Origin of the sequence: Isoptericola jiangsuensis (genome assembly GCF_048320105.1) — a bacterium.
Classification (GTDB): Bacteria; Actinomycetota; Actinomycetes; order Actinomycetales; family Cellulomonadaceae; genus Isoptericola; species Isoptericola jiangsuensis_A.
Map to the genome: position 1 here is coordinate 2,368,975 of NZ_CP182942.1, position 26,131 is coordinate 2,395,105.

Here is a 26,131-nt window from a genome sequence, read left to right on the forward strand (position 1 = left end):
TCGTGCGCCGGTGCTGTTGTGTGGCGGGATGGACACCTCATCCGACGACCGTCCCGGCCGCAGCGAACAGCTCCGGCTGACACGGATCGTGCTGCGCCCGACCGGCAACCCGCTCCCGCTCGGCTTCATGGCGCTGGCGATGGGCACGGTGGGCTTCAGCAGCCTCCAGCTCGGCGTCGTCGGCACCGCCGAGGAGTCCACCGTCGCCCTGGCGGTGCTCGTCCTCACCGTGCCGCTGCAGCTCTTCGCGGCGATCGTCGGGTTCGGTGCCCGCGACCCCATCGCGGGCACCGGGATGGCGCTCGTGTCCGGGGTGTGGGCCATGCTCGCCGTCGCGACGCTGACCTCCCCGCCGGGCACGTCCAGCCCTGCCCTGGGCGTGCTGCTGGTCACCGCCGGGATCGCCCTGCTGATCCCGGCGACGGCCGCGCACGGCAAGGTCCTCGCCGCGGTGGTCATGGTCGGCTCCGGCGTGCGGTTCGCCGTCACCGGGATCGCGGAGATCACCGGCTCGGGCGGCTGGGAGACCACCGCCGGGATCCTCGGCGTCGTCCTCGCGCTGCTGGCCCTGTACGCCGCCCTCGGGTTCGTGCTCGAAGAGGTGGACCACCCGCTGCAGCTGCCCGTGCTGCGGCGCGGCGACGGCCTCAAGCCCCTGCGTGACGACATGGAGGAGCAGGTCACGGGCATCGCCCGCGCGGCCGGCGTGCGCCAGCAGCTCTGAGCGTCCCCTACGCGGACGCGTCCAGGCCGTCGACGAACCGCACCGAGGCCTGCGAGATCTGCCGGCGGGCGTCGTCGTGCGTGATCGTCGGCGTGCCGTCGCCGGGCTGCGGGCCGTAGTCGGCGAAGAAGGCGTGCACCGCCCCGTCGATCACCGTGTACCCCGTGCCCGCCGGGAGGTCCGCACGAGCGGCGTCGATCTTCGCGGGCGTGGACAGCCCGTCCTGCGTGGCCGAGATCGACTCCACCTGCGCGGTGAGGGTGGTGGACACGTCGCCCGCCGGGTAGGACGCGTACAGCAGCAGCCCCACCACGGGCGCGACCACCTCGGAGTCCGCGTCGTCCGCCTCGGACGAGGCCACCACACCGCCGAGGGAGTGCCCGCCGACCACCCAGCGCTCCGGCCCCGGGTACGCGTCCCGCGCGGCGTCGAACGCCCCGGTCGCGAGGAACGCGATGCCCACGGGTTGCTTGGCGACGACGACGGTGTGCCCGGCCTCGGCCAGCGGGCGCAGGACCGCGGCGTACGCCCGCGCCTCGACCTTGGCACCCGGCTGGAAGAACACCGCCGTCCCGCCGGCGTCGCCCACCGGTTCGAGCACGATCCGCGTGGCGGACTCGGTGACGGTCACGTCGGCGTCCGACGTCATCGCGGTCAGCGCCGGTTCGACCGCGGTGAACGGGCGCAGCCACGCCATCGCCGCGACCCACCCGGTCGCGACGACCACCAGAGCGACGCCGGCGACCCGGCGCCGGCGCGAGCGCGCGGCCCGCGGGCGGGTGCTGCACCACAGACCGAGCCCGCAGCCCACCACCGTGAGCGCGAGCAGGACGGCGTAGAGCGGATGGCCGTGCACCACCGCGCCCCACGCGGTGAGGCACACCCACGCCACGACCACCGGACCGGCGACCGCCACGACGCGCAGCGCCCACGTCGTCCGGGCGGTCGGGGCGGTCGAGCCGCTGGGCCCGGGGCGCGACGTCGTCGAGTCGGGGCTCGTCGGGTCGGGGCTCGTCGGGTCGGGGCTCGTCGGGTCGGGGCTGGTCGCGGCGTCGCTCATCGTGCTCTCCTTGCCTGCTGCGGGCCATCCTCACACCTGCGCACCGGGCGCGACGTCACCCGCACGCCGCGCCGCCCGACCACCGCGCCCCCCGACCACCGCGCCCGCCGGTGCGCCGCCGGCCCGCCGGTTCGCCACAGCGCCCGTGGCGTCGCAGGATCGGAGGGTGAGCACCACGCCGAGCACCCCCGCACCTCCGACGCCACGTCGTCGGCACCGCGGCTGGTGGTGGCTCGGGGCGCTGGTGGTGCTGCTCGTCGCGGGAGGCGTCGTCGCCGGTGTGCTGGAGCATCGTGCGTGGGAGGACACGGTCGCGCGGTACGAGGCCGACGTCGCCGCCCAGGCCGAACAGGCGCAGGGCTCGCGTGCCGAGGCGGAGGAGGCGTACACCGCCAGCCACGACGACCTGGCGACCGCGGTCGAGGCCGGCACCCCGGTGCTCGACGAGAGCGACGGGCAGGTCGCCGACGACGCCGTCCGGCAGACTCTCGCGGAGGCCCTGGAACACGCCGAGGCCCTGCGGGACGCGCCCGTCTCCTATCCGGCGACGACGTCCACCGTCGCGGCCGTGAGCCGCCCGAACCCGCTGCGCTCCGAGACGCTGCCCGCCGTCGAGGTGGAGCTCGTGGAGGCGTCCGACCCGGCTCCGGCCGACCTGGACGCCGCGGCCGCCGACGTCGTCGAGGCGACGGACGCCGTCGTCGAAGCCCGCAGGCAGTGGGCCTACGACGCGCTGGAGCCCGCCGTCGCCGCGGCGCGCGACGCGCTGACCGACCTGGAGGGCGAGGACGTCGACGCCGCCGCACGCGACTCCCTGCGTGCCGCGGCCGAGCGGGCGGAGGCGATCCTCGACGCCGGGGTGGACGCCGTCGACCCCGACGAGGCCGGACCGCTGCCGCAGTCCCTGCTGGACGCCACCGACGCCCTGTGGACGGATCGCCTGGACCGGATCGTCACGGCCCGTCAGGCGGCCGCGAAGGCGGACGGCGTCGACTGCTCGGTGGACAGGTGCGTCGCCCTGACGTTCGACGACGGCCCCGTCGCCGACACCGAACGGCTGCTGAAGATCCTGGACCGTCGCGACGCACCGGCGACGTTCTTCATGGTGGGCAGCAACGTGGAGAAGAACCCCGGGATCGCACGCGACGTCGTCGAGGCCGGGCACCTGGTGGCCAACCACTCGTGGAACCACCCGCAGCTCACGACGCTCGACGACGCCGACGTCCGCGACGAGCTGCGCAGCACCACCGACGCGATCACGGACGCCACCGGGTTCCGGCCGTTCCTGCTGCGCCCGCCCTACGGCGACGTCGACGACCGGGTCCGGGGCATCGCCACCCGCAACGGGCTCGACGTCATGCTGTGGACACTCGACTCCGACGACTGGCGCACCAAGGACGCCGAACGGGTCCACGACGACGTCATGGACCGCGTCACCGACGGCAGCATCGTGCTGATGCACGACATCCACCCGACCACCGTGGACGCCGTCGGCAAGATCATCCGTGACCTGCGCGAGGAGGACTACGTGCTGGTCACGGCCGACCTGCTCGTCGACCGGTGAGCGCACGCGGCAGTCCCTGATCTACTCGGCACTCTGCGATCTCTTCGGCAGTCGCAGCTGCCGCTTTGAACACAGACTGCCGCGCAGATGCCCATGCCCGCGCCCACGCGCACCCCGGGGCCGCGTCAGCGTTCCCAGACGGCGCGGTGGTCGACGGCGAACTCCCGGAACGTCGTCGCCGGACGCCCGGTGAGTCGCCGCACGGCGCGGTTCGGCAGCGCCGAGACGTTGTAGCGCACGATCCGGTAGAGCATCTTCTGCACGGCGACGTAGTCGGCGGGGTATCCCTCGGCGACGAGGCGCGCGAGGTACTCCTGCTCGCTGGGCCGCCGGTAGGTGATGGTCCGCCCGAGCACGTCGGACAGGGTCTGCGCGACCTGCCGGTAGGTGAGCGACTGCTCCCCCGACAGGGTGTACGCCTCGCCGACGTGCCCGGGCTCGATCATGACCGTCGCGGCGACGCGGCCGATGTCCCGCGCATCGATGAACGCCGTGTGCGAGCGCCCGGCGGGGACGAAGATCTCGTCGTGGTCCCGGATCTGGTCGACGTACGTGCCTGACAGGTTCTGCATGAAGAAGTTGGGCCGCAGCGAGGTGAACGGTGCCCCGGTCTGCCGCAGGTACGCCTCGACGGCGTGGTGCGGGGCCCTGCGGTTGGCCTGCACCCCCTGCAGCGACAGGAAGACGATCTGGTGCACGCCGCGGCGTCGGGCGGCGTCGATCACCGGGAACAGGTAGGTGGCGACGTCCTCGACGGGGGGCGGCCGCATCAGGAAGAGCCGGTCGACGCCGTCGAACGCCGCCTCCAGCTCGTGGGTCGGGGCGCCGAACTCGAACCGGCGCGGCCGGGCGCCGTCGGGCAGTCGCGCGGCGTCGGCGTCGGCCCGCACGCCTGCCACGACGTCCTGGTCGCGTTCGAGCAGGTGCTGCACGACGGCGGAACCGACGGTTCCGGTGGCTCCGGTGACCAGGACTGCGCTCATCGTGTCTCCTCGGGTCGGGTGGGGTCGCCGGTGGCGCGCCCCAGGAGGCGCGCGAGCTGGTCGAGGTCGTCGGTGCTGAGGGCTGCGAAGCGCGGCTCGAGGCGCCGCACCGTCGCGGACTCGAAGTCCGCGACCTTCTCCCGTGCGTCCGGGGTGAGGACCAGGAGGCGGGATCGCGCGTCGGTGGGGTGGGGCACCTGGTCGACCAGCCCGAGCGAGCGCAGGCCGTCGACGAGCTGGGTGACGGCGCCGCGGGTCACGCCCAGCCGGTCCGCGAGCGCACCCGGGGTGAGCGGCGTCGGCGCGTGGGCGAGCAGGAACAGCGCGTCGAGCTGGGAGCTGCTGAGCTGCTGGTCGCCGAAGGGTGAGCGGCGCGCCGAGGCGAGCTCGCGGCTCAGCCCCACGACGGACTCGAGCACGGCGGCGACGAGCTGTGGCCTGCCGGTGCCGGTCATGCGCTGACGAACGGCATCCGGTGGATGAACGTGCGGTCGTCGACCTGGGTGAGGACGAAGTCCGCGAGGTCGTCGCGGCTGATCTGCGTCCCCGTCCCGACGCCGACCTGCCCGACCCGGTAGGTCCCGGTGCCGGGTGCTTCGGTCAGGCGGGGGCCGCGCACCACGGTCCAGTCGAGCCCGGAGTCGCGGAGCACCGCGAGGTGTCCTTCGGCGTCGGCGAGGACGTGTCCGGACAGCGTCTTGAGCAGGAACCGGATGATCTTGTCGGCCGGCCCGGGGCGGTCGCCGTCGTCGTGCAGGCCGCCGCCGGACAGGGTGACGACGCGCTGCACGCCGGCGGCCTGCATGGCCTGGACGACGTGGCGGGTGCCGTCGGTCTGCAGGGTGCGCGGTGATCCCTTGCCCTGACCGAAAAGGCTGAGGACGACGTCGGCGCCGGCGACGGTGGCGGCGACGGGCGCGGGGTCGAGCACGTCGCCGCGGATCACCGTGAGGTGGTCCGACGACGACGTCACCTTGGCGGGGTCGCGGACCAGCGCCTGCACGTGGTGGCCCTGGGCGAGGGCGCGGTCGAGGACGCGACGGCCGGTCTTGCCGGTGCCGCCGAGGAGTGCGATCGTCGTCATGGTCATCTACTTTAGCAGCTAAACCATCTGACGTCGCTCCTCCCTGTCGGCCCCGGCGGCGGCGGGATGGCACGATGCACGGTGTGAGCGCCGCGCCCCCGCCCGACGTCCCCTCCCCGCCGCACGCCCCCGGCCGGCCCGACGGTCCCGGGACGTCCGGCCCGGGCACGCCGGGCGAGGTGTTCCGCGCGTTCCTGCGCCTCGGGGTGACGTCGTTCGGCGGCCCCGTGGCCCACCTCGGGTTCTTCCGCGACGACCTGGTGGCCCGACGGCGGTGGGTCGACGAGCGCACGTACGGCGAGCTGGTCGCGCTCGGCCAGTTCCTCCCCGGCCCGGCGTCGAGCCAGGTGGGGTTCGCGCTGGGTCTCGGCCGGGCGGGCTCGCGCGGGGCGCTGGCCGCCTGGGTGGCGTTCACGCTGCCGTCGGCGCTGCTCATGGTCGCGTTCGCCTACGGCGCGGCAGCCGTCCAGACGACGGTGGGTGCGGGCGTCGTCACGGGCCTGAAGGTGGTGGCCGTCGCGGTGGTCGCCCACGCGGTGCAGGGCATGGCGCGCACGCTGACGCCGGACGCCCGGCGGGCCTCGATCGCCGTCGCGGCCGCGCTGCTGGTCCTGCTGGTCCCCGGCCCCGTGGCGCAGGTGTCCGCCATCGTGCTCGGCGCCCTCGCCGGACTGCTGTGGTGCCGGTCCGACGACGCGTCCCCGCCGCCCTCCCTGGGGATCACGGTCTCGCGGCGCACCGGCGCGCTCGCGCTCGCGCTGTTCACCGGGCTGCTCGTCGCGCTGCCCCTGGCCGCCGGGCTCACCGGCAGCCGCCTGCTGGACGTCGCCGACGGCGTGTACCGGGCAGGCGCCCTGGTGTTCGGTGGCGGGCACGTGGTGCTGCCGCTGCTGCAGGCGGAGGCCGTGGGCGGCGGATGGGTGAGCGCGGAGCAGTTCCTCGCCGGGTACGGCGCGGCGCAGGCGCTGCCCGGGCCGCTGTTCGCCTTCGCCGCCTACCTCGGCGCCCTCGCCCTGCCGGGCGCGGCCGGTCTGCTCGGTGCGCTGGTGGCGCTGGTGGCGGTCTTCCTGCCGGGATTCCTCGTGCTCGTCGGGGTGCTGCCGTTCTGGGCCGCGGTGCGGACCCGGCCCGCGGCGCAGTCCGGGCTGCGGGGCGCGAACGCCGCCGTCGTCGGCGTGCTGGCCGCGGCGCTCTACGATCCCGTGTTCGTCACCGCGGTGACGGACGGCGCGACCTTCGGTCTCGCGCTGCTGTGCTTCGTGCTGCTGACGGCATGGCGCACCCCGCCGTGGGGAGTCGTGCTGGTCGGGGCGGCCGGTGGGGTGCTGCTCGGGGTCCTCTGATCCCGACTGGCGCGGGCACGCACCTCGGCGAGCATGAGGGCATGGACACCGGACCGCGCACCCCGCCCGCCGACCACGTGGTGCTCGTCGCGCTGGACGGGTTCGGCGCGGGATACCTCGCCGCGCACGCCGACCTGCCCCTGCCCCACCTGGACGCCCTGGCGGCGCGGGGCAGCCTCACGACGGGCACCGGGGTGCTGCCGAGCGTCACCAACCCGTCGTGGTCGTCGGTCGCGACGGGCGCGTGGCCGGACACCCACCTGAACACCGCGTACTTCCACGACCCGGCGGCCGGGTCCGCGCAGGGCCAGCAGCGAGCCCTCGCCGTCCCCACGATCGCCGAGTCCGTACGGGACGCGGGCGGGACGGTGGCATCCGTCCAGTGGCCGATCGTGCAGGACCACGGCACCCGGTTCGGCGACCCCGACGCCCTGTACACCCAGCCGGGCGGCAGTTGTACACGGCGCTTCGACGACGCCGTCGCGATCCTGCGCGGCGAGCCGGTGCGCAGCGGCGGGCGCACCGTGACCGTACCCGCACCGCCCCGGTTCCTCGCCGTGTACAGCGACGTGCTCGACGCCCTCGGGCACGCGGGCGGCCCCGACCACCCGCGGATCCCGGCCGCCCTGCAGGAGATCGACACGCAGCTCGGACGCCTCGTCGCCACCACCGAGGAGGTGGGCGTCGCGGACCGCACCGCGTTCCTGCTGCTCGGCGACCACGGGATGACGGCGTTCGACCGCGGGTTCGCCGGCCCGCTGCGACGACGCCTCGCCCGCGCCGGGTACCGGGCCGAGATCCTGCGGCCCGGCCGCACACCCCACCGGCGCACCGACGTCGCGATCGTCGTCGGCGGCGTGGCGAGCCTGCACCTGCTCGGCACCGCGCGCACCGACCCGGCAGCCCTCCCCCGCATCCACGACGCCGTCGCCGCACTCCCCCAGGTCCGGGCCGTCTGGGGCCGGGCCGAACAGGCCGATCGCCGCATGAGCCCGCGCCTGGGCGAGCTGGTCGTCGAGCCGCAGCCGGGCTGGACGCCCGGCAGGTCAGGTCCCTGGTTCGTGCCGCGCCGCCCCCGGGGACGGCACGGCACCACCGCGGAGCTCGACGTCGCGTTCCTGCTCGCCGGAGCGGGCGTGCGCCCGGGCGTGCCGCCGTCGTCCCCGCGGCACGTCGACGTCGCCCCGACGATCGCCGCGCTGCTCGGCATCACGCCGCCGTCGGGCGTCCAGGGGCGCGTGCTGGCCGAGGCGCTGGACCTGGACCTGGACCTGGACCTGGACCTGGACCTGGACCTGGACGATTGAAACCCTGCAGATGCCGACGCCCGCGCCGGGTGCGTCAGCCCCAGCATCCCTGGCCCGCGTCACGAGCATGACCAGCCCCGCGCCCCCGGCGAAGAGAGTGGCAAACAGCCACGTCGCAGCCCTGCCGCGGAGGGCCCGGCGCCAGCCCCCGGGTCAGGCCGAGGCCGGCTCCGGGCTCGACGCGTGCTCCAGCGCCCAGGTGAGCGCGTGGTCGGCGACCTGCTCCCAGCCCGGCGCCGCGCACGTCCAGTGGTCCCGGCCGGGGAACTCGACGAACTCCGTGAGTGACGGCGACCTCTCCCAGTGCTTCGCGTTGGAGCGGTTCACCGACGGCGGCATGATGTGGTCGAGCTCGCCGGCGATGAACAGCAACGGGGCCCGCTCGGTGGCGTAGTCCACCCACGTGTCCTGGTGGCCGGGCTTGAAGTTCGCGAACAGGCCGTACTCCCACACCCAGTACCCGGGCGCGCCGATCGCGTACCGCTCCCACACTGCCAGGGACTCCTCGGCGGACAGCGTGTTCGTGAACGCGTAGTGGAACTCCTCAGGGGTGAACGCGACCGCGCGATGACGGTTCGCCGGATTCTTCAGCGCCGGGAACAGCGACCGCGCCTGCGACAGCGGGTTCACGCGCACCCCCTCGGTCGGGGCGGAGTCGATCACCACGCCGGCGGCGCCCAGCCCGCGCGCCAGCAGGATCTGCGTCAGGGCACCACCGAACGAGTGACCCATGATGATCGGCGGTCGGTCCAGGCTCTCGATGACGGCCGCCAGGTGCTCCACGGTGTCCTTCACGGTGAGGTCGGCGATGATCTGCGGGTTCTCCCGCAGCGCCTCGACCTCCACCTCGAAGCCCGGGTAGGCGGGGGTGACGACGTGCAGGCCCTTGGCCTCGTAGTGCGCGACCCAGCCCTCCCAGCTCCGCGGCGTCATCCACAGGCCGTGGACGAGGACGACGGTGTCGGGGGTGTTCGGTCCGGTGTTCGGTGCGGTGCTCATGGCGGTCTCCTCAGGCGTCGATGAAGGCGAGCAGGTCGGCGTGCAGGCGCACGCGGTCGGTGTCGGGCAGGGCGTGCCCGCTGCCCTCGTAGGTCAGCAGGCGGGCGTCGTCGATCAGCTCCACGGAGCGTTCCCCACCCACGGAGAACGGGACGATCTGGTCGTCGTCGCCGTGGATCACCAGGGCGGGGACGTCGATCGCTGCGAGGTCGGGCCGGAAGTCCGTGGCGGAGAACGCGGCGATGCACTCGTAGGCGGCCCGGTGCCCGCACGCCATCGACTGCAGCCAGAACGCGTCCCGGAACCCCTGGTCGACGTCGCCGGAGCGGTTGTGGCCGAAGAACGGCCCGTCCGCGAGGTCCCGGTAGAGCTGGGACCGGTCGGCCTTCTCCCCCGCCCGGATCTGGTCGAACACCTCGATCGGCAACCCGTCGGGGTTGTCGTCGGTGCGCAGCATGAGCGGCGGCACGGCCGAGACCAGGACGACGCGCGCCACCCTGTCGGTGCCGTGCCGGCCGGCGTACCGCACGATCTCCCCGCCTCCGGTCGAGTGCCCGACGAGCGTCAGGTCGCGCAGGTCGAGCGTCTCGATCAGGCACGCCAGGTCGTCGGCGTAGGTGTCCATCTCGTTGCCGTCCCACGTGCGGCTCGATCGCCCGTGGCCGCGTCGGTCGTGGGTGATCGCGCGGTGCCCGTGCTCGGCCAGGTACAGCGCCGCGGCGGCCCAGGCGTCGGAGTTCAGCGGCCAGCCGTGGCTGAGCAGCACGGGCGAGCCGCCGCCTCCCCAGTCGGTGTAGAAGATCTCGGCACCGTCGTCGGTGGTGATGAACGGCATGGCGACCCCCAGAGCGCTCGGGACTGCTGACCTCCCGAGCCTCGCCGACCACGTCCCTCACCGGACCACGTGGTCCTCGTAGTCCGCCGCCCGCTACGTCCGGGGCTGGCCAGGCGCGCCCAGGCGGTCCGCGAGCTGGCGCCGGGAGGTCACGCCGAGCCGCTGGAAGACCTTGCGCAGGTGGTAGTCGACCGTGTTGGGGCTGATGAACAGCCTCGTGGCGATCTCGGCGTTGGTGCGTCCCGCCGCCGCAAGCCGCGCGATGGTCCGTTCCTGCGCCGTCAGGCCGAGACCGTCGTCCGCGGGCATCGAGACCCCGGCGCCGCCTGCGGCGACGAGCTCCGCCGTCGTCCGCGGCACGAAGACGTCCGCGCCGGAGCGCTCGAACGTCGTCAGTGCGCGCTGCAGCTGGGTCGCGGCCTCCCGACGACGGCGCGCCCGGCGCAGCCACTCCCCGTACACGAGGTGGGACCGGCCGAGCTCGACGACGGCCTCCGTGCCGGTCAGCGCCTCGATCGACGCCCGGTGGTGCGCCTCGGCATCGCCGTGCGTCAGGGCCAGCGCGCGCTCGGCGACGCCGCGGCACCACGGCGACCCGTTGGCCTCGGCGAGCGCGGCGAGGGCCGCGGCCGACCGGGCCGCCTCGTCGAGGTGCCCGCTGCGTGCCGCGGCCTCCGCGTGGTCGGCGAGGAACAGCGGGCTCGTCTGGAGGAACGGCTCGTCCACGACGTAGCGGTGCAGGCGCACCCGCGCGGCCTCGTGGTCGCGACCGGCCAGCTCCCGCACCGCGAGCGCGCAGGCGGCCGACGAGGAGACGCCGCCGAAGCCCGTCGCGTGCGCTCCGGCCGATACCGCCTCGACGAGCTCGCCGGGGGCGCCGGTCCAGGCCAGGACGGCGGCGTTGACCACGTTCTCGCCGTCGTAGCCCATCGCGCGCCGGACCTCGCGCACCCCGGCGTCGAACTTCCGTGCCTGCACCACCGTGCCACCGCTCAGCTCGCCGAGGGCGCTGACCCACAGCAGGGTGTCGAGCTGCTGGAGGTCGCCGAGGCGGCGCGCCGCGCGGCGCGCCTGGTCCAGCCCACGGCCGCGTCCGGCCTCGTCCCACAGGTACGCCCCGAGGGACGCGATGAGCGACCCGCGGCGCCGGATGCGTTCGTCGGGCAACGTGACGACGACGTCGAAGGCCGCCCGTGCCGGCCCGACGGCGTGGGCGTACGGCTCCAGGACGAGGGCCGCGATGCCGCGCAGCACCACCGCGGTGGGCCCGTCGGCGTCACCGGCACCTTGGGCGAGCCGACGGCCGACCAGCTCCAGCGTCGTCCCCGCCACCAGCCGTTCCGCCGTCAGGCACATCTCGAACGCGGCCAGGAGCTCCTGCTGCTCGCGTCCGGGGTCGCGCCCGCGGAACTCGTCCGCGGCACGCAGGTGCTCGGCGGTGGCCGACCGGACACCGTCCGGGTCTGCGAGAAACATCGCGGCAGCGCTGCGGACGCTGATGGACCGGCCCCGGGCGACGGGGTCCAGGTCGGCGTCGTCCACGGCCTCCAGGAGCCGCTGCGCGACGTCGGCCGCACCCGCCTCCAGGCTCGCCTCCGCTGCCGCGACCTGCCGGTCTGCCCGCACCGGGCCGGGCGGGGTCAGCTCGGCGGCGCGAGCCAGGATGCTCGCGCGCGACGTCGACCCGCCGCGGCGGGCCGCGAGCGCCGCTGCCCGGTCGAGCCGGTCGGCGACGTCGGGGTCGACGCCGGTGACCGCGCGCGAGGCGTGCCACGCCTCGGCCTCGACCATGCCGAGCGTCGCGGCGGCCGTGGCGAGCGCCCGGTGCGCGAGCCGCCGGTGCGCGGCGGGTGCGGAGCCGTAGACGGCGGAACGGACGAGGGGGTGGCGGAACCGCACCCCGGGTCGCAGGGTCACCAGTCCTGCTGACTCGGCCTCGTCGCCGTCGTCGGTCACGACGTCGAACCGGGGTGCGGCCTCCGCGAGGAGCCGGACGTCACCGGAGGAGTCGGCGGCGGCGAGCAGGAGCCAGCGCTGGACCGGTGCCGGGGTGTGCATCACGCGGCGCAGGTAGTGCGCCTCCAGGTGGCTGCCGATCGGCACCGGGTCGGGTCCGAGCCCGAGGTCGACCAGCTCGCGGAGCAGGGGGTCCGCGGCGAGGTCGGTGAGTGCCAGGGGGTTGCCCGCGGTGGCGCGCACGATGGCGGCGGTCGCGGTGGGGGTGAACGGGCCGCTCGCGGAGCGGTTGAGGACGGCCGCGGCGGGCTCGGGGGCGAGGCCGGTGACGACCAGCACGGGCATTCCTGCCAGCCGCTCCTCCAGGCCGCTGTCGGCACGGCCGACCACGACGAGGGCGACGCTCTCGGCGCGCAGGCGGCGCGCGACGAAGGCCAGGACGTCGAGGCTCTCGGGGTCGAGGAGGTGCGCGTCGTCGACGGCGCACAGGACCGGCCGTCGGGTGCCGGCCGCGGCGAAGAGGCTGAGCACGCCCAGCCCGACGAGGAACTTGTCCGGTGGCGGCCCGTCGGCGACCCCCGACGCCACGCGGAGAGTCTGTCGCTGGCGGGCGGGGATGGCAGGCAGGTGGTCGTCCAGCAGGCCGACCATGCGCTGGACGGCGGCGTACGGCATCGACGACTCGGACTCGTACCCGTCGACGCGGACGACGTGGGAGGCGGCATCTGCCACGGCGTCCGCGAGCAGGGAGGACTTGCCGATGCCGGGTTCGCCGACGACGAGCAGCGCGCTGCCCTGGTGGTTGCGGGCGGCGCCGAGCACCGCGGCGATGCGTCGCCGCTCCTCGTCACGGCCCAGCAGGCCGCCCGTGCCGTGCACGACACCGACAATAGGGCCGGACCGCACCGTGTGCGCGTCCTGACGTGCGTCGGCGTCGGTCTCGACGGTCGTGCGGACCGGACGGCGGTCCGGGCGCCTAGGATTTCCCGGTGCTCGTGCCCGCCCCGTTGATCGACGGCCTCCCCTGGACGGGCTGGGCCGTCGTCGTGGTGGTCGCGCTGGTCGTCGGCTTCTCCAAGACGGCCCTCGGCGGGCTGGGCATGATCGCCGCCGCGCTGATGGCGCTCGTGGTTCCCGCCAAGGACTCCACGGGTGCGGTGCTCCTGCTGCTGCTCACGGGCGACCTGGTCGCCATCCGGGCCTATCGTCGGCACGCCGACTTCCGGGCCATCGGGCGCCTCCTGGCCCCCGTGCTGTGCGGCGTCGCGCTCGGCGCGCTGTTCCTGACCTTCGTGAGCGACGACGTCATGCGCCGCACCGTCGGAGCGATCCTGCTGGCGCTGCTCGTGCTCAACCTCTGGCGCGACCACCTGCGCACGGACACGCGCCTCGCCACCCTCGGCTACGGGGGCCTGGCCGGGTTCACCACGATGGTCGCCAACGCGGGCGGGCCCCCGATGAGCCTCTACCTGCTGGCCTCCCGGTACGAGAAGTGGCGGTTCCTCGGCACGACGGCGTGGTTCTTCTTCACCGTCAACGTCATCAAGCTCCCGGTCGCCGTGGGCGTGGGGATCGTCGGTCTCGACACGGTCGGGCTGTGGGCGGTGCTCGCTCCCCTCGTGCTGGTCGGCGCGTGGGTCGGTCGCCGGGTCGTCGGGCACGTCGACCAGCAGCTCTTCGAACGGCTCGTCACCGTCATGGTGGCCCTCGCGGCACTCGACCTGCTCCTGCTGTAGCCGGCGCCGCCGCTGTTCGTCCCGGTCGCGATGCCGCATCATGGCCCCATGCGACGCGACGTCTCCGCCCACCTGACCATCGAGGTCACCTCCGCGGCGACGCTGGCCCTCGCCGTCACCGTCGTCCCCGGCCACGGGGCGGAGGAGTCGCTGCGGATCACGCTCGACGGCGTCCCCGTCTCCCCCGAGGAGGTCACGGACTCCGACGGCACGCGCCTGCACGTGGTGCGCGCGGACCCGGGCAGGCTGGTCGTCGACTACGCCGCACGCGTGCACGGCCGGCACGAAGACGCCGTGACGCCCTCCCCCACCACCGCCGACCTGCTGCGGTTCCTGCGACCGAGCCGGTACGCCGAGTCGGACTCGCTCGGCCCGACGGCGGGCGCCGAGTTCGCCGGGCTGGCCGGGACCGACCTGCTGGCGGCCGTGAGCTCGTGGGTCGGCACCCGGCTGCAGTACGTGCCGGGGTCGAGCCAGCCGACCGACGGCGCGGTGCAGACCTTGCTCGCCCGGCGCGGCGTGTGCCGGGACTACGCCCACCTCGTGGTCGGGCTGCTGCGGGCCCTCGACGTGCCCGCCCGCCTGGCGGCCGTGTACGCGCCCGGCCTGGACCCGATGGACTTCCACGCGGTGGCGGAGGCGTTCGTCGACGGTGCCTGGCACGTCGTGGACGCCACGACGCTGGCGCCCCGGTCCACGCTGGTGCGGATCGCGGCCGGGCGCGACGCCGCCGACACGGCGTTCCTCAGCGTGTACGACGGCACGGCGACCCTGGCGGACCTGGAGGTCGCGGCGGTCGCGGACGACCTGCCCGACGACGACGTCCACCGGCTCGTCCGGCTCGGCTGAGCCGGGTCGCGCCCCGGCCTCAGACGGTCTCGGCGCGCTTCTGCCGCGCGAACTTCGCCGGCAGGTCCGGCCCGTCCCACACCTGGATCGCCCGCCAGATCGACGCGGCGATCGGCACCGCCAGCACCGCGCCGGTGATGCCGACCAGGACGGTCCCCGCGGTGAGGGCGAACAGGATGACGAGCGGGTGCAGCCGCAGGGTGCGGCCCATGACGACGGGCTGCAGGAAGTTGCCCTCGAGCTGGTTCACGCCGATGACGATGCCGACGACGATCAGCGCCTCGATCGGGCCGACGGCGACCAGCGCGACGAGGGCCGCGAGCGCGCCGGCGAGCGTGGCGCCGACCAGCGGGATGAACGCGAGCAGGAAGACCAGCACGGACAGCGGGATGGCCAGCGGCACGCCCATGATCGCCAGGCCGATGCCGATGCCGACGGCGTCCACGACGGCGATGATGGCGGTGCCGCGCACGTAGCCGCCGAGGGTGGTGACGGCGGCGGCGCCGACCCGGCGTCCGCGTTCGTAGGCCTTGCCCTCGAAGGGACGCAGGAGGAACTCCCACATGGCCGGGCCGTCCTTGAGGAAGAAGAACAGCACGACGATCATGATGAAGAAGCCGGTGACGAAGTCGGCGGTCTGGGAGACGCCGGCGATGGCGCCGGACCCGACGGCGCTCGACTGCAGGACGCCGACCACGGAGTCGCGTGCCGAGTCGAGCTGTTCCTGGGAGATGTCGAACGGCAGGTCCTGGACGTAGGTCTGCAGGGAGTCGAAGCCGTCGAGTGCCTGGCTGGCGAGCTGGTCCCACTGGCTGATGACGGCGCGCACGACCAGCCACATGACGCCGGCGAGGATCGCGACCACGGTGAGCAGGGCGATCCACGTCGCGAGGATCGACGGGGTCCCGCGCCGTCGCATGACGGAGACGAGCGGGGAGATGGCTGCGGCGAGCACGAGGGCGATGAGGACGGGGATGACGACGAGGGTCAGGCGGGTGCCGACGTAGCCGAGGACCGCGATGACGGCGATGACGGCGAGCGTCTGCAGGGAGCGGGTCCCGACGCGTCCGAACCCGTCCGACCACAGCTTGGAGGCTCCGCCGGGCGCGGGGGGTCCGGCGGGGGCTCGCTCCGCGGGGCGGTCCGGTTCGACCGCGGGGCGGCGCGGTGCACGGCGGCCGAAGAGACCCATCGACTGTCCTCCTGAATCGGGCCGGCGAGCGCCGGCCGTGCCGACGCTAGTGCCGATGCCCCGGTACCGCCAGACGCCGGGCTCCGGGCCTGCCGGCCGGGTCCGGCAATTCACTGCCGTCGACGCCGCCGGGTGGGGCACGATGCGGGGCATGGAACTCGTCGCGCCGCGCAAGGCCGCTCCCGGGGACAAGGTCGCCGTCGTCTCGCCGTCGTTCGCCGCACCGGGGTTCGCGCCCGCCGTGCACGAGCAGGCGATGACCCGGCTGGCGGAGGTCACGGGACTGGTACCGGTCGAGTACCCGACCACGAGGAGGCTCGGCGCGACGCCGCAGGACCGTGCCGCCGACCTCAACGCCGCGTTCGCCGACCCGGAGGTCCGTGCCGTGGTGGCGACGATCGGCGGGGAGGACCAGATCACGGTGATCCCCCACCTGGATCCCGCGCTGGTGCGCGCCGACCCGAAGCCGTTCTGCGGCACGAGCGACAACACGAACCTGCTGAGCTGGCTGTGGACGCACGGTGTGGCGGGGTTCTACGGCGGGTCCACGCAGGTCCACCTGGGTGCCGGGCCCGGTGTCGACCCGGTGCACGCCGCGTCCCTGCGTGCGGCGCTGCTCACCGGCGAGCGCCTGGAGGTCACCGAGCCCGGCGAGTCCGAGGACTTCGGCGTGGACTGGCTCGACCCGGCCGCCCTCACCGACACGGGGGTCCGCGAGGCCACCGAGCCGTGGACCTGGGCGGGGCCGGAACGGTCCGTCACGGGGCGCACCTGGGGCGGGTGCGTCGACGTCCTGCCGTGGATCCTCATGGCGGGCCGCTTCCCCGCCGACCCCGGTGTGCTGCAGGACGGCGTCCTGCTGCTGGAGAGCTCCGAGGAGCTCGTGCCGGCTCGCGAGATCGGCTGGATCGTGCGCTCCCTCGGCGAGCGGGGCCTTCTCGCCGCGGTCGACGCCGTCGTCGTCGCCCGTCCGCCGACGACGTCGTTCGACGTCGCGCTCACGTCCGCCGAGAGCGCGGCCCGGCGGGCCGAGCAGCGTGACGTCGTCGTCGAGACGGTCCGGCGCTACAACCCGGACGCCGTGGTCGTCGTGGGGGTGCCGTTCGGTCACACCCGCCCGCAGTGGCTCCTGCCCTACGGCGGTCTGCTCACGGTGGACGGCGCGAACCGGCGGGTCTGGGCGGACTTCGCGTAGCGCGGCGTGCCCGCGCCGACCGCTGCGTCCGCCCGCGCACCAGAGGCACCTCGAACGGCGGTCGTGACCTGTTCGTGACATCGGCTGCTCGATGGGATAGATTCCAGCCACCTCACACCTCCGTGAGGGGTCCGCGCGGGCGCCGAGCCCTGTCACCGCTGCGGATCGCCGACGAAGCACACGACAGGGACGGGGGAACCATTCTCGGACACCACGGTGTCCTCGGGGTGAAGTCGCGCGGTCACAGGCCGCCGGCCGGGTCAGTCTCCGACCCGAACCCGACAGCTAACCTCGCAGGCGCCAGGAGATCCACCATGACGCACCCCCTCGGACACGGGCCCGTGTCCTGCCCACCGGGCGACCTCGTACGGACGACGTCCGGAGGATCGCAGTGAGGCACGCGCGGGACGAGGCGGAGACGCCCCGGACCCGCGCGACCACCACCCGCCGGGGCCCGAGCAAGGGGCGCCACAGCGCACCGCCGGCACGACGCCGGGCCGCCGGGCCGTCGTCGTCCCCGTTCGTCCCCCGCAGCTGGCCCCTGAGCATCGGGATCGGCCTGGCCGTCACGATGGCGACCACCACCGGCCTCTCCGTGGCGCAGGGCGCCCCCGCCACGCACAGCGCCGAGGACCTCGGCGAGCCCACCCCCGCGGCGGGCACCGCCGCCGAGCCCCAGGCGCCCGTCGCACAGCCGCAGGCCGCCGCCGCCGCGCTGGACCGCCGTCAGGGCGCGTCCCGCAGCGGCGCGCGCACCGCGCCGTCGACCGCCGGCAAGACCGTGGTCCCCGTGGACGCCACCATCACCGCCGAGGCGATGAAGGTCGACGTCAAGGCCGCGCCCGAACCGCCGGTGCTGCCGGGATGCGACGGCGAGGCCACCGGTGCCGGCACCAACGGCAACATCGCCGCCAGCGAGATGTGCGCCCTGTGGGACGGGGGGCCCTCGATCCGCGCGGACGCGGCCGTGGCGCTGGCCCACCTGAACGAGGCCTACCGGGCGACGTTCGGCGAGTCCATGTGCGTCACCGACGGCTACCGCAGCTACAGCCAGCAGGTCGCGACCAAGGCCGCCAAGGGCTACCTCGCCGCACCTCCCGGCACGTCCAACCACGGCTGGGGCCTCGCCGTCGACCTCTGCCCGACGACGTACGGCGGGGACCGGTGGGCCTGGCTCGCCGCGAACGCCCCCACCTACGGCTGGGACAACCCGCCGTGGGCGCGCTCGGGCGGCTCGAAGTACGAGCCGTGGCACTGGGAGTTCACCGCGGCCGTGGCGGAGGCGGGCAGCTGAGCCGTCAGCACGGCCAGTCCTCGTCGACGGGCGGCAGCTCCTCGCCGAGCGTCAGGTAGAGGCGAGCGACCCGCAGGCCGGCCTTGCGGGCGAGGACCGACACGACGTGGTCGCCCGCTGTCACCGGCAGGTCCGTCAGCTCCGTCCAGATCCACGCCTGCGCGGTGCCGAAGGTGAACATGTCGCCACCGCTGAACTGCGCGCTGAGCGGTTGCGGCGTCCCGTCGAGCGCCAGGTGGCACGAGTCGTCGTCGGTGCCGTCGAACTTCACCAGCGCCCACACGCGGTACGTGCCCGACGTCGCCGCCCGGACCGCGACGTGCAGGCCCGGCGCTGTCAGCGGGTCGTCCCAGCGCCGACCGGGGGCGTCCACGTGCAGCGCGAGGCCGGTCCCGCCGCCCGTCTCGGCCTGGGTGTGGGTCCAGCCGACGCCCGGCTCGTCGCCGCTCGGGGTGAGCCAGCCGTCACCGGTGCCGAGCAGCGCCCGCTCCACGTCGACCGCGAGAACCCCGTCCCGGGCCTCGACCCGGCCCGCGGGCATGTCCGCCGGCACGTCCTTGGTGCCGTCCGGTCGGACGGCGTGCCGCACCGCGCCCGGGCGACGCTGCGGCGTCGTCGGGTTCACGCCGAACAGGGTGTCGCCGTCCCAGTACGTGCGCGGCACGTGCACGACGTCGGGCAGCGGCAGCGCGTCCGGGTCGATCCGGTACACCTCGCGGCAGACCCGCTCCGGTGCCGCCAGGTCGTGGGTGTCGGGCGCGGGATCGTGGTGCTCCGCACGAGGCGTGCGCGACGACGCGCTCGACGGCGGTCCCAGGGCCGTGCGTCGCGGCTCGGCGGTGTAGAGCACCAGCCGCGTCAGGGCGACGTCCTCGTCGAGCGCCTCCACGCGCAGCCTGCGCGTACCGGGCTCGGCCCACGGCAGACGCACCGACAGCCGCTCCACCCCCTCGACGACCGCACGTGTCCACGTGCCGCGGTACTCGTCCGTGATCGCGGACTCCAGGACGACGGGCGGGGCGTCGTCCAGGGCCACGGCGAGCCGGAACCGACCGGTCGCGTTGAGGGTGGGGACACGGTGCAGCTCGAGCAGGTGCGCGCCGGCGGTGTGCAGGTGCAGGTCGTACTCCGACGTCGCGCCCCGGCCCTCCCCCGGCGTGCTGCCCGCCTCGGACGTGCGGCGGGCTTCGACGAGGGCGCCCTCGCCCCGCCCCAGCCGGTCCACCTCGACCCAGCGCAGGTGGTCGGCGTCGACCCGGGCGCTCGTCGCCGTCGCGGGGACGGAGACGTAGCCGTCGGCCTCCAGGTGCAGGTCGCGCCGGGGCTCGGGCGAGACGACAGCGTCGGACGGGGCGACGCCGTCGGACCTGGCGTGACCCCCGGGTGAGGCGACGCCGTCGGACGGGGTGTGGCCGTCGAGGGGGCAGGCGTCCTCGACGGTGACGTCCACGACGACGGTGCGACCGTCGGTGGCGCAGTGCACCACGACCTGCCCGCGACGTCCCGCGGTCGCGCCGGTGGCCGGCACGTGCACCCGGACCCGCCGTTCGGTCCGCACGCTGCCGGACGCCTCGGCGACCTCGATCCAGGAGTCGGCGGTGATCGTGAAGTCGACGGGGCCGGCGCCGGTGGAGAACACCTCGATCCACTTCGTGCGGGTGCCGTGGGCGCTGAAGGTCAGGCGCGGGCGCTCGCCCGGGGACGGGGAGTCCCAGGTGACGACGCCCAGGCCCGGCCGACCGATTCCGAGCGCGGGACGGGCGGGCGGGTACTGCGCGGTGGCGGGCGGCGGGAAGTCGTCCGGCGTCATGATCGACTCCCAGCGCCCGTCCGCCATCACCGTGTTGTAGTGCGCGACCAGGGCGCGCCGGAACGCGTCGAAACGGCGCGAGACCGCCAGCCAGTGGTCGGCGGCGGCGAGCTTGCCCTGCTCGTGGGCGAGGATGCTGCGGTCCGCGAAGCAGAACTGGGCGTTGGTCAGGTACGCGGCGTGCACCTTGAGGGCGACGAGCTGCATGAACGCGTCCCGCTCCTCGTGGGGCAGCGCGGCCATGACGTCGTTGACGTCGTCGTACGACCGGCGCAGCCGGGCTAGACGCCGCGCTGCCTCGTCGCCGTACGCCGTCTGGGAGAACACGCGCGAGGCGAGCTGCTCGACCTTGCGCACGTCGTTGAGCTGGGCGAAGTCCTGGAGGATCTCGGCGACGCGGGCGCCGTGACCGCCGCTGAAGGTCCGGTCGACCCACGCGGCGAGGTACGCCGACGGGTCGGCCGTGGTGGTCTCCCTGCCCGCCTCCCACGCGAGGCGCAGGAACATCTCGACGTCCTGCTCGAGCGGCTTGAGCGGGCCCACGTTGTCGACCCACAGGGTGCGGATGCCGCGGTCCCACGCCTTGCGCAGCTCGTTGCGCATCTGGGCGGGCGGGGTGGAGGAGACCCACAGATAGCTGCGCGACGGCGGTGACCAGTACGACGAGTGGTAGTACAGCCCGTGACCGCCCGGGCGGCGCAGCTCCTGCTCGTCGGGAAAGCGCCGCACGTGGCCGTAGCTGTCGTCGGACCACACCAGCGTGATGTCCTCCGGCAGGTCGAGCCCATCGGCGTACAGGGGCAGCACCTCCTTGTACGGGACGAACACCTGCGGGGCGCGCCGCGCCCGCTCCGCGCCCAGCTCGTCCGCCAGCAGGCCGCGCTGGTCGGCGATCACCCGGCCGAGCAGGTCCACGCGGGCGCGGTGCTTCTGCTCCGCGGTGAGCGTGTCGTCCTCGTCGATGGCGCTGGTGTGGAAGCCGGAGTCGTGGATGCCGCGCATGCCGAGGGTCCAGGTGACCTCGTGGTCGCGGTTCTGGATGATGCTGTCGCGCCAGTAGTCGTGCAGGGCGTCCCGGTTGGCACCTGGGATCGAGTAGTCGTACTCGAGGTGCGGTCCGCCGCGCTCGGCGAGCCACGGCGCCCACTCGTGCTGGTTGCTGCGCAGCAGCATGTCGCAGTGGCTGGTGCCGATCACCACGCCCATGTCGTGGGCGAGCCGGCCGTTGGCGGGGTCGGCGTTGAACGCGTTGACGTGCATCGCCGGCCACAGGTAGTTGCCCTTGAGGCGCAGCAGCAGCTCGCAGACCCGCTCGTAGGTGTGCGGCCCGATGGTGTCGTCGGGGGTGTGCCGGCGTGCCCACGCGTCGAGCTCCTCCTCGTCGTTGAGGAAGATGCCGCGGAACCGCACCGACGGGTGGTCGGCCACGCTCGTGCCCGGTCGCACGGTCACGTGCGGGCGCCGGCGGACCGGGACGTCGGCCCACCACGACCAGGGTGAGACGCCCGCCTGCTCGCACAGGTCGTAGACGCCGAAGATCGCCCCGCGCACGTCGGCACCGACGATCCACAGGCGGCCCTCCGCCTCCTGCAGCACGTATCCCTCCCAGTGGAGGTGACCGTCGTCGTCGTGCAGGCCCAACAGGTCGAGCACGCCGCGCCCGACGGCGTCACGCACCAGGTCGCTGCCCTCGGCCGTTCCGACGACGATCCGGGCCGGGCCGGCGTCGGCCCCGATCTGCGTGACCGCACCGCACACCGAGGCGAGGTCCTGCGCGAGGTCGCGCACGGCGCGGTGCAGCGCGGGGGTCTCCGTCGCCGCGACGGCGACGTACGTCGTCGTGCCGGGTGCGGCGAGCAGGACGCCGCCCGCCGGGTCGTCGGTGAGGTAGGGCATCGCGAGGGCCTCCCTGGCGTCGTCGGTGGCGGTCCGAGGTCGGGACGGTCGGTGGGAACCCCGCCGCCGCGAGGTTAGTTATCGATAACATCACCGTCAAGACCACGCCCGTGCTGCCATCATCGGAGCATGCCCGCGGCCGCCCCCACCCCCCGACGCACCACCATCTACGACATCGCCCAGGCCGCCGGCGTCTCGCACATGACCGTGTCGCGCTACCTGCGCGCCGGCAGCCCCGGCGTCAGCACCGCCACCGCCGCGCGCATCGGCGCCGCGATCGACGAGCTCGGCTACCGCCCCCACGTCGCCGCCCGTGCCCTGCGCACGCGCCGCACCGGACGCCTCGCCGTCCTGCTCCCCGCCGGCGAAGCCCTCGGCGCCCTCCACCTGCTCAATGGAGCCACCGAACGCGCACAGGCCTTCGGCTACCAGGTCGAGGGCGTCACCCTCGACGGCCCCGCCACCGCCCTCGCCGCACGCGTCGTCGAGCTCGCCGAGTCCGGCCTCTTCGAAGGCGTGCTCGCCCTGACGCCGGTGCTCGCCCACGCCCCCGAACCCGGAACCACCTCCGCCCCCGTCGTGGTCGCCGCCGAGTACGACGACGAGCTCCGGGCCATCGGAGACCTCGCCGACGCGAGCCCCCTCGCCGAGATCATCGAGCGCCTCGCCGACGCCGGGCACCGCACCTTCCTCCACCTCGCCGGAGACCGGGCCTACCCCACCGCACGCGCCCGCGAGCAGACCTACCGCAAGACCATCGCGCGGCTCGGGCTCCGCTCCGCCGGGGTCGCCGGGGGCGACTGGCTGCCGGCCACCAGCCGCCAGGCCGTCCTCGACCTGCCCGCCGACGCCGGCGTCACGGCCGTCGTGGCCGCCAACGACCTGCTCGCGTCAGCCGCGATCCGCGGCGCACGCGAGCGCGGATGGCGGGTGCCCGACGACGTCGTCGTCACCGGGTGGGACAACAACCCGCTCGGCGCCTGGCTGTCCCCCAGCCTCACCACCGTCCAGATCGACTACGCCCGGCTCGGTCGCCGCGCGCTGGACCAGCTCGTCGCACGCATCCGCGACGAGGAACCACCCGAGCGACCCGGCAGCGTCGCGCACGTCGTCTGGCGCGAGTCCACCGGACTCCTCGACGACCTCTGAGGGCCGGGCCGGGCGGGCCGGACGACGGGCGGGCGGGCCGCATCAGCGAGGACGCACGTGGTTCCACGTCGTGGCCAGGCGCCTCGTCGCGCGACGCAGGGGCCCGGCGTCGTCGGTGGCGAGCTCGACCTCGCAGAGCTCGGCGATCCGCTCGGCGACCTGCGCCACCGTCAGGTGGTCGGTGTCGACGTGCTGCGCGAACTGCGGCGTCGCGAGCCGTTCGAGGGGACGTCGTGCCCGATGGCCCGCAGCCGGCCGACCGCCTCCTGGAAGTAGCGAGGATCCGTCACCGACATCGGGACGAGCACGTGAACTGCTCCGCCGGAAAGACCACCGTGAGTTCGGTCGTGAGCGGTTGACGAGAATGCGGGACGACCGCGAGGGGTCGAGTGGAAGCAGGGGCCGTCTGCCGAGGAGCTTCGATGCTTGTCATGCCCTACCAAATCGTCGACGCCGCGCAGACGGCGTCATGTGCCGTCTGACCTGGGGTTCGAGCCTCCCATGCCCCGGGCCGCGAGGTAAGACCCCGCCACGCCCCCCGGGATGCCGGGAACGATCGCACGTTGTCACTGGACGTGTCGGCCGTCCGATGGGCGCCCGCGTGCCGCCGGTCGCGCTATGTCGCTGGGCTTAAGCAACCTACCTGCAAGAATCAGCAAAGTCACGTCGACACGACAACAACACCCTGCTTACATCTGCATGTCGGCGAACCGCTGGTAGTGGCCCTGGAATGCGACGGTGATCGTGTCGGTCGGGCCATTACGGTGCTTCGCCACGATCAGGTCCGCCTCGCCCGCGCGGGGCGACTCTTTTTCATACGCGTCTTCGCGGTGCAGAAGAATGACGACGTCCGCATCCTGCTCGATCGACCCCGATTCACGAAGGTCGCTCATCTGCGGCTTCTTGTCGCCGCGCTGTTCCGGACCACGGTTCAGCTGCGAAATGGCGATCACCGGCACCTCCAGCTCCTTGGCGAGCAGCTTGAGTGCACGGGAGAACTCCGAGACCTCTTGCTGGCGCGACTCGACACGCTTGCCGGACGACATCAGCTGGAGGTAGTCGATGACGACGAGCTTGAGATCATGGCGCTGCTTGAGCCGGCGACACTTGGCGCGGATCTCCATGAGGGACATGTTCGGCGAGTCGTCGATGAACAGCGGCGCCTCGGAGACCTTGCCCATGGTTCCGGCGAGCTTCTGCCAGTCGGCGTCGTCCATCTTTCCCGACCGCATCCGGGTCAGCGGCACCTTCGCCTCTGCCGCCAGGAGACGCATGGTGATCTCGTTGCGGCTCATCTCCAGCGAGAAGATGACGGACGCCATCTGGTGGTGCACGGCAGCATGGGTGGCGACGTTGATACCCAGCACAGAGTTGTGGGTCGGCACCATGGCCCGGCTCGCCAGGTACAGGTGCGACGGGTGGTCGACCTCCACGCACCGCACCGGGACGGAGGCGACGGGTCGCACGTCGACCACGAGCCGCGAGGTCGGCCTGGCCGTGCCCGGGCGGCGCTCCTTGTGGACAAGTCGCTTGCGTTCGAGCTGGAACACGTCGTCGCTCGTCGTGAAGGTGATCGTGTAGGCCGTCGACGACGACTCGTGACGTCCGTCGACGCGTCGTGTCGACCAGCCGGTGCGATGGCCCAGCGTGTGGATCAGTTCGCGGGTCTCACGCGCGAGACGCTCGCTCGTCAACGTCACCTGCACGCTTCCCTGCGGAGCGACGGAGCCGTCAGCGTCCAGGAGGCCTGCCAAGAGCTCCCGGCGCTGGGCTTCGCTCGCCCGGAGGTAGGCGGCCGGGATGTGCTCGTTCTCCAGCACCCCGACCGTCCTGAGCCGATCGGCCGACGGCTCGACGTCCTCGCCCAAACCCTCGATCCGCATCGCGATCTCGGGGTCGGCCGAGGTGGACTCTGCACGCCGCGAGCTGCCGCCACCGAGCCAGGTCCCGAGGACGTACGGATGGATCGGGACCTTGGTCTCGGGAAGGTCCAGTGGCGCTGCCGTGGCGACCGAATGGTTCGCCCGCTGGTCCGCCGTCGCGCACCGCAACGACGCGGCGAGCTCCTCGGTCGTCCGGACGGCCGTCTCCGGCGCATCCCCGGCGCGCACGCGTCGGCGCTGCGAACGGTTCGACGTGACCCACTGGTGCTGCGCGTCCGCGACGATCACCGTGCCGTCGTCGAACTCGACCTCGTAGCAGGGCCGACCGGACATGACCTCGGTCGCCGCGACCACCCTCGTCGGCGCCCCGTCGGCCGACACGAGCCAGTCCCCGACGGCCACGTCACCCATGGTCGTCCATCCGGACGGCGTGGGCAGCGGCGTGTCCAGGGCGAGAGCCTTGCCGATGGCCGGCCGGGCGGCGACGACGATCATCTGCCCGGCGTGCAGGCCGTTCGTCAGTCGGTCGAAGTCGGAGTAGCCGGTGGGCACGCCGGTCATGCCCTCGCCGCGTCCCTGCGCGGCCTCGATCTCGTCGAAGGTCGGCCCGATGATCTCGGCCAGCGGGAGGTAGTCCTCGGTGGTGCGGCGCTCGGTGACGGCGTAGATCTCGGCCTGGGCGTTGTTGACGACGGTGTCGACGTCGCCGCCGTCGGTGGCGTACCCGAGCTGGACGATCTTGGTGCCGGCCTCGACGAGCCGCCGCAGCACGGAGCGTTCGCGCACGATGCGTGCGTAGTAGCCGGCGTTGGCCGCGGTGGGCACCCCGGCCATGAGGTCGTGGATGTAGGACGCGCCACCGATGCGCCCGATCTCTCCGCGTCGGGTCAGCTCGGCGACGACGGTGATCGCGTCCGCCGGCTCCCCGCGGCCGTAGAGGTCGATGATCGCCTCGTACACGAGCTCGTGCGCGGGTCGGTAGAAGTCGTTGCCGCGGATCTCCTCGATGACGTCCGCGATGGCGTCCTTGGACAGCAGCATGCCGCCGAGCACGCTCATCTCGGCGGCGACGTCCTGCGGCGGGGTCCGGTCGAAGCCCGCTCCCGACGACGGCGAATAGCCCGCCTGGAGCTCGTCGATCGACATGTGTTCCCCCTCTACCGGCTCCCGCCGGACCCGTGCGCCGGCCAGGCAGTTCATCTGCCGTCAAGCACTCGTTCTACCGTGCCCCACCGACACTCGGGACGACGCTAGGCGCGCGTGCCCCGGTGC

At 73.8% G+C, this 26,131-nt stretch carries 21 protein-coding genes and 1 riboswitch; of the genes, 9 read left to right on the top strand and 12 right to left on the bottom strand.

Translation table 11 applies throughout. From position 1 onward, the window contains the following. Positions 1-28 precede the first annotated feature (28 nt). Positions 29-724 (top strand): GPR1/FUN34/YaaH family transporter, encoded by a 696-nt coding sequence (locus ACNHYB_RS11075; RefSeq protein ID WP_418275402.1) that lies wholly within the window; start codon positions 29-31, stop codon positions 722-724. Positions 725-731: 7 nt separating this feature from the next. Here ACNHYB_RS11075 and ACNHYB_RS11080 read toward each other — a convergent pair whose 3' ends face one another. Next, complete coding sequence (locus tag ACNHYB_RS11080) at positions 732-1,784, bottom strand: alpha/beta hydrolase (protein WP_418275403.1); 1,053 nt, start codon at positions 1,782-1,784, stop codon at positions 732-734. Between the two features lie 166 nt (positions 1,785-1,950). Between ACNHYB_RS11080 and ACNHYB_RS11085 the strand changes: the two genes are divergently transcribed. Beyond that, entirely contained in the window at positions 1,951-3,348 is a 1,398-nt protein-coding gene (locus ACNHYB_RS11085; RefSeq protein ID WP_418275404.1) for a polysaccharide deacetylase family protein, read from the top strand. A 125-nt stretch (positions 3,349-3,473) separates the two neighbouring features. Here ACNHYB_RS11085 and ACNHYB_RS11090 read toward each other — a convergent pair whose 3' ends face one another. Genes ACNHYB_RS11090 through ACNHYB_RS11100 form a run of 3 tightly spaced genes read right to left on the bottom strand, consistent with a single transcriptional unit; the run spans position 3,474 to position 5,415 of the window. Then, on the bottom strand, positions 3,474-4,331 hold the full coding sequence (locus tag ACNHYB_RS11090; protein ID WP_418275405.1) for an SDR family oxidoreductase: 858 nt from the start codon (positions 4,329-4,331) through the stop codon (positions 3,474-3,476). After that, complete coding sequence (locus tag ACNHYB_RS11095) at positions 4,328-4,786, bottom strand: MarR family winged helix-turn-helix transcriptional regulator (RefSeq protein ID WP_418275406.1); 459 nt, start codon at positions 4,784-4,786, stop codon at positions 4,328-4,330. Before ACNHYB_RS11095 ends, ACNHYB_RS11090 begins: the two co-directional genes overlap by 4 nt. Continuing rightward, positions 4,783-5,415, bottom strand: a complete 633-nt coding sequence (locus tag ACNHYB_RS11100; protein ID WP_418275407.1) for an NAD(P)-dependent oxidoreductase — start codon at positions 5,413-5,415, stop codon at positions 4,783-4,785. Before ACNHYB_RS11100 ends, ACNHYB_RS11095 begins: the two co-directional genes overlap by 4 nt. 179 nt (positions 5,416-5,594) lie before the next feature. Between ACNHYB_RS11100 and chrA the strand changes: the two genes are divergently transcribed. Together chrA and ACNHYB_RS11110 are read left to right on the top strand one after the other, a co-directional pair. Beyond that, positions 5,595-6,758 (top strand): chromate efflux transporter, encoded by a 1,164-nt coding sequence (gene chrA, locus ACNHYB_RS11105; RefSeq protein WP_418278031.1) that lies wholly within the window; start codon positions 5,595-5,597, stop codon positions 6,756-6,758. 41 nt (positions 6,759-6,799) lie between these two features. Next, positions 6,800-8,065: an alkaline phosphatase family protein gene (locus ACNHYB_RS11110; RefSeq protein ID WP_418275408.1), complete on the top strand. Its 1,266-nt coding sequence runs from the start codon at positions 6,800-6,802 to the stop codon at positions 8,063-8,065. A gap of 153 nt (positions 8,066-8,218) precedes the next feature. Here the strand turns inward: ACNHYB_RS11110 and ACNHYB_RS11115 are convergent, their stop codons facing one another. The 3 genes from ACNHYB_RS11115 to ACNHYB_RS11125 form a co-directional block, all read right to left on the bottom strand. Beyond that, positions 8,219-9,064 (bottom strand): alpha/beta hydrolase, encoded by an 846-nt coding sequence (locus ACNHYB_RS11115; protein WP_418275409.1) that lies wholly within the window; start codon positions 9,062-9,064, stop codon positions 8,219-8,221. Between the two features lie 10 nt (positions 9,065-9,074). Continuing rightward, positions 9,075-9,899, bottom strand: a complete 825-nt coding sequence (locus tag ACNHYB_RS11120) for an alpha/beta fold hydrolase (RefSeq protein WP_418275410.1) — start codon at positions 9,897-9,899, stop codon at positions 9,075-9,077. Positions 9,900-9,992: 93 nt separating this feature from the next. Next, positions 9,993-12,734, bottom strand: coding sequence for an AAA family ATPase (locus ACNHYB_RS11125; RefSeq protein WP_418275411.1), 2,742 nt, complete (start codon positions 12,732-12,734; stop codon positions 9,993-9,995). A gap of 110 nt (positions 12,735-12,844) precedes the next feature. On the opposite strand from ACNHYB_RS11125, the gene ACNHYB_RS11130 reads away from it, so the two are divergent. After that, on the top strand, positions 12,845-13,591 hold the full coding sequence (locus ACNHYB_RS11130) for a sulfite exporter TauE/SafE family protein (protein ID WP_418275412.1): 747 nt from the start codon (positions 12,845-12,847) through the stop codon (positions 13,589-13,591). Positions 13,592-13,639: 48 nt separating this feature from the next. Beyond that, a complete protein-coding gene (locus tag ACNHYB_RS11135) occupies positions 13,640-14,440 on the top strand; it encodes a transglutaminase-like domain-containing protein (protein ID WP_418275413.1) in 801 nt (266 codons plus the stop codon). Positions 14,441-14,459: 19 nt separating this feature from the next. On the opposite strand, the gene ACNHYB_RS11140 is transcribed toward ACNHYB_RS11135, so the two are convergent. Next, on the bottom strand, positions 14,460-15,632 hold the full coding sequence (locus tag ACNHYB_RS11140) for an AI-2E family transporter (protein ID WP_418275414.1): 1,173 nt from the start codon (positions 15,630-15,632) through the stop codon (positions 14,460-14,462). 142 nt (positions 15,633-15,774) lie between these two features. On the opposite strand from ACNHYB_RS11140, the gene ACNHYB_RS11145 reads away from it, so the two are divergent. After that, positions 15,775-16,827 (top strand): S66 family peptidase, encoded by a 1,053-nt coding sequence (locus ACNHYB_RS11145; RefSeq protein WP_418275415.1) that lies wholly within the window; start codon positions 15,775-15,777, stop codon positions 16,825-16,827. A gap of 159 nt (positions 16,828-16,986) precedes the next feature. Further along, positions 16,987-17,139: riboswitch (cyclic di-AMP (ydaO/yuaA leader) on the top strand. Between the two features lie 79 nt (positions 17,140-17,218). After that, positions 17,219-18,121, top strand: coding sequence for a M15 family metallopeptidase (locus ACNHYB_RS11150; protein ID WP_418275416.1), 903 nt, complete (start codon positions 17,219-17,221; stop codon positions 18,119-18,121). A gap of 4 nt (positions 18,122-18,125) precedes the next feature. Here ACNHYB_RS11150 and ACNHYB_RS11155 read toward each other — a convergent pair whose 3' ends face one another. After that, positions 18,126-21,827 carry a glycosyl hydrolase 115 family protein gene (locus ACNHYB_RS11155; RefSeq protein ID WP_418275417.1) on the bottom strand — a complete coding sequence of 1,234 codons (3,702 nt, stop codon included), beginning with the start codon at positions 21,825-21,827 and terminating at the stop codon, positions 18,126-18,128. A gap of 129 nt (positions 21,828-21,956) precedes the next feature. Between ACNHYB_RS11155 and ACNHYB_RS11160 the strand changes: the two genes are divergently transcribed. Further along, the gene (locus tag ACNHYB_RS11160; RefSeq protein WP_418275418.1) at positions 21,957-22,976 is read left to right on the top strand and encodes a LacI family DNA-binding transcriptional regulator; all 1,020 of its coding nucleotides are present in this window, start codon (positions 21,957-21,959) and stop codon (positions 22,974-22,976) included. 42 nt (positions 22,977-23,018) lie between these two features. Here the strand turns inward: ACNHYB_RS11160 and ACNHYB_RS11165 are convergent, their stop codons facing one another. The 3 genes from ACNHYB_RS11165 to dnaB all read right to left on the bottom strand — a co-directional run bounded on the left by ACNHYB_RS11165 (position 23,019) and on the right by dnaB (position 26,005). After that, the gene (locus tag ACNHYB_RS11165) at positions 23,019-23,144 is read right to left on the bottom strand and encodes a hypothetical protein (protein ID WP_418275419.1); all 126 of its coding nucleotides are present in this window, start codon (positions 23,142-23,144) and stop codon (positions 23,019-23,021) included. Positions 23,145-23,146: 2 nt separating this feature from the next. After that, complete coding sequence (locus ACNHYB_RS11170; RefSeq protein WP_418275420.1) at positions 23,147-23,284, bottom strand: hypothetical protein; 138 nt, start codon at positions 23,282-23,284, stop codon at positions 23,147-23,149. Positions 23,285-23,665: 381 nt separating this feature from the next. Further along, complete coding sequence (gene dnaB / locus ACNHYB_RS11175) at positions 23,666-26,005, bottom strand: replicative DNA helicase (RefSeq protein ID WP_418275421.1); 2,340 nt, start codon at positions 26,003-26,005, stop codon at positions 23,666-23,668. Between the last annotated feature and the right edge of the window lie 126 nt (positions 26,006-26,131).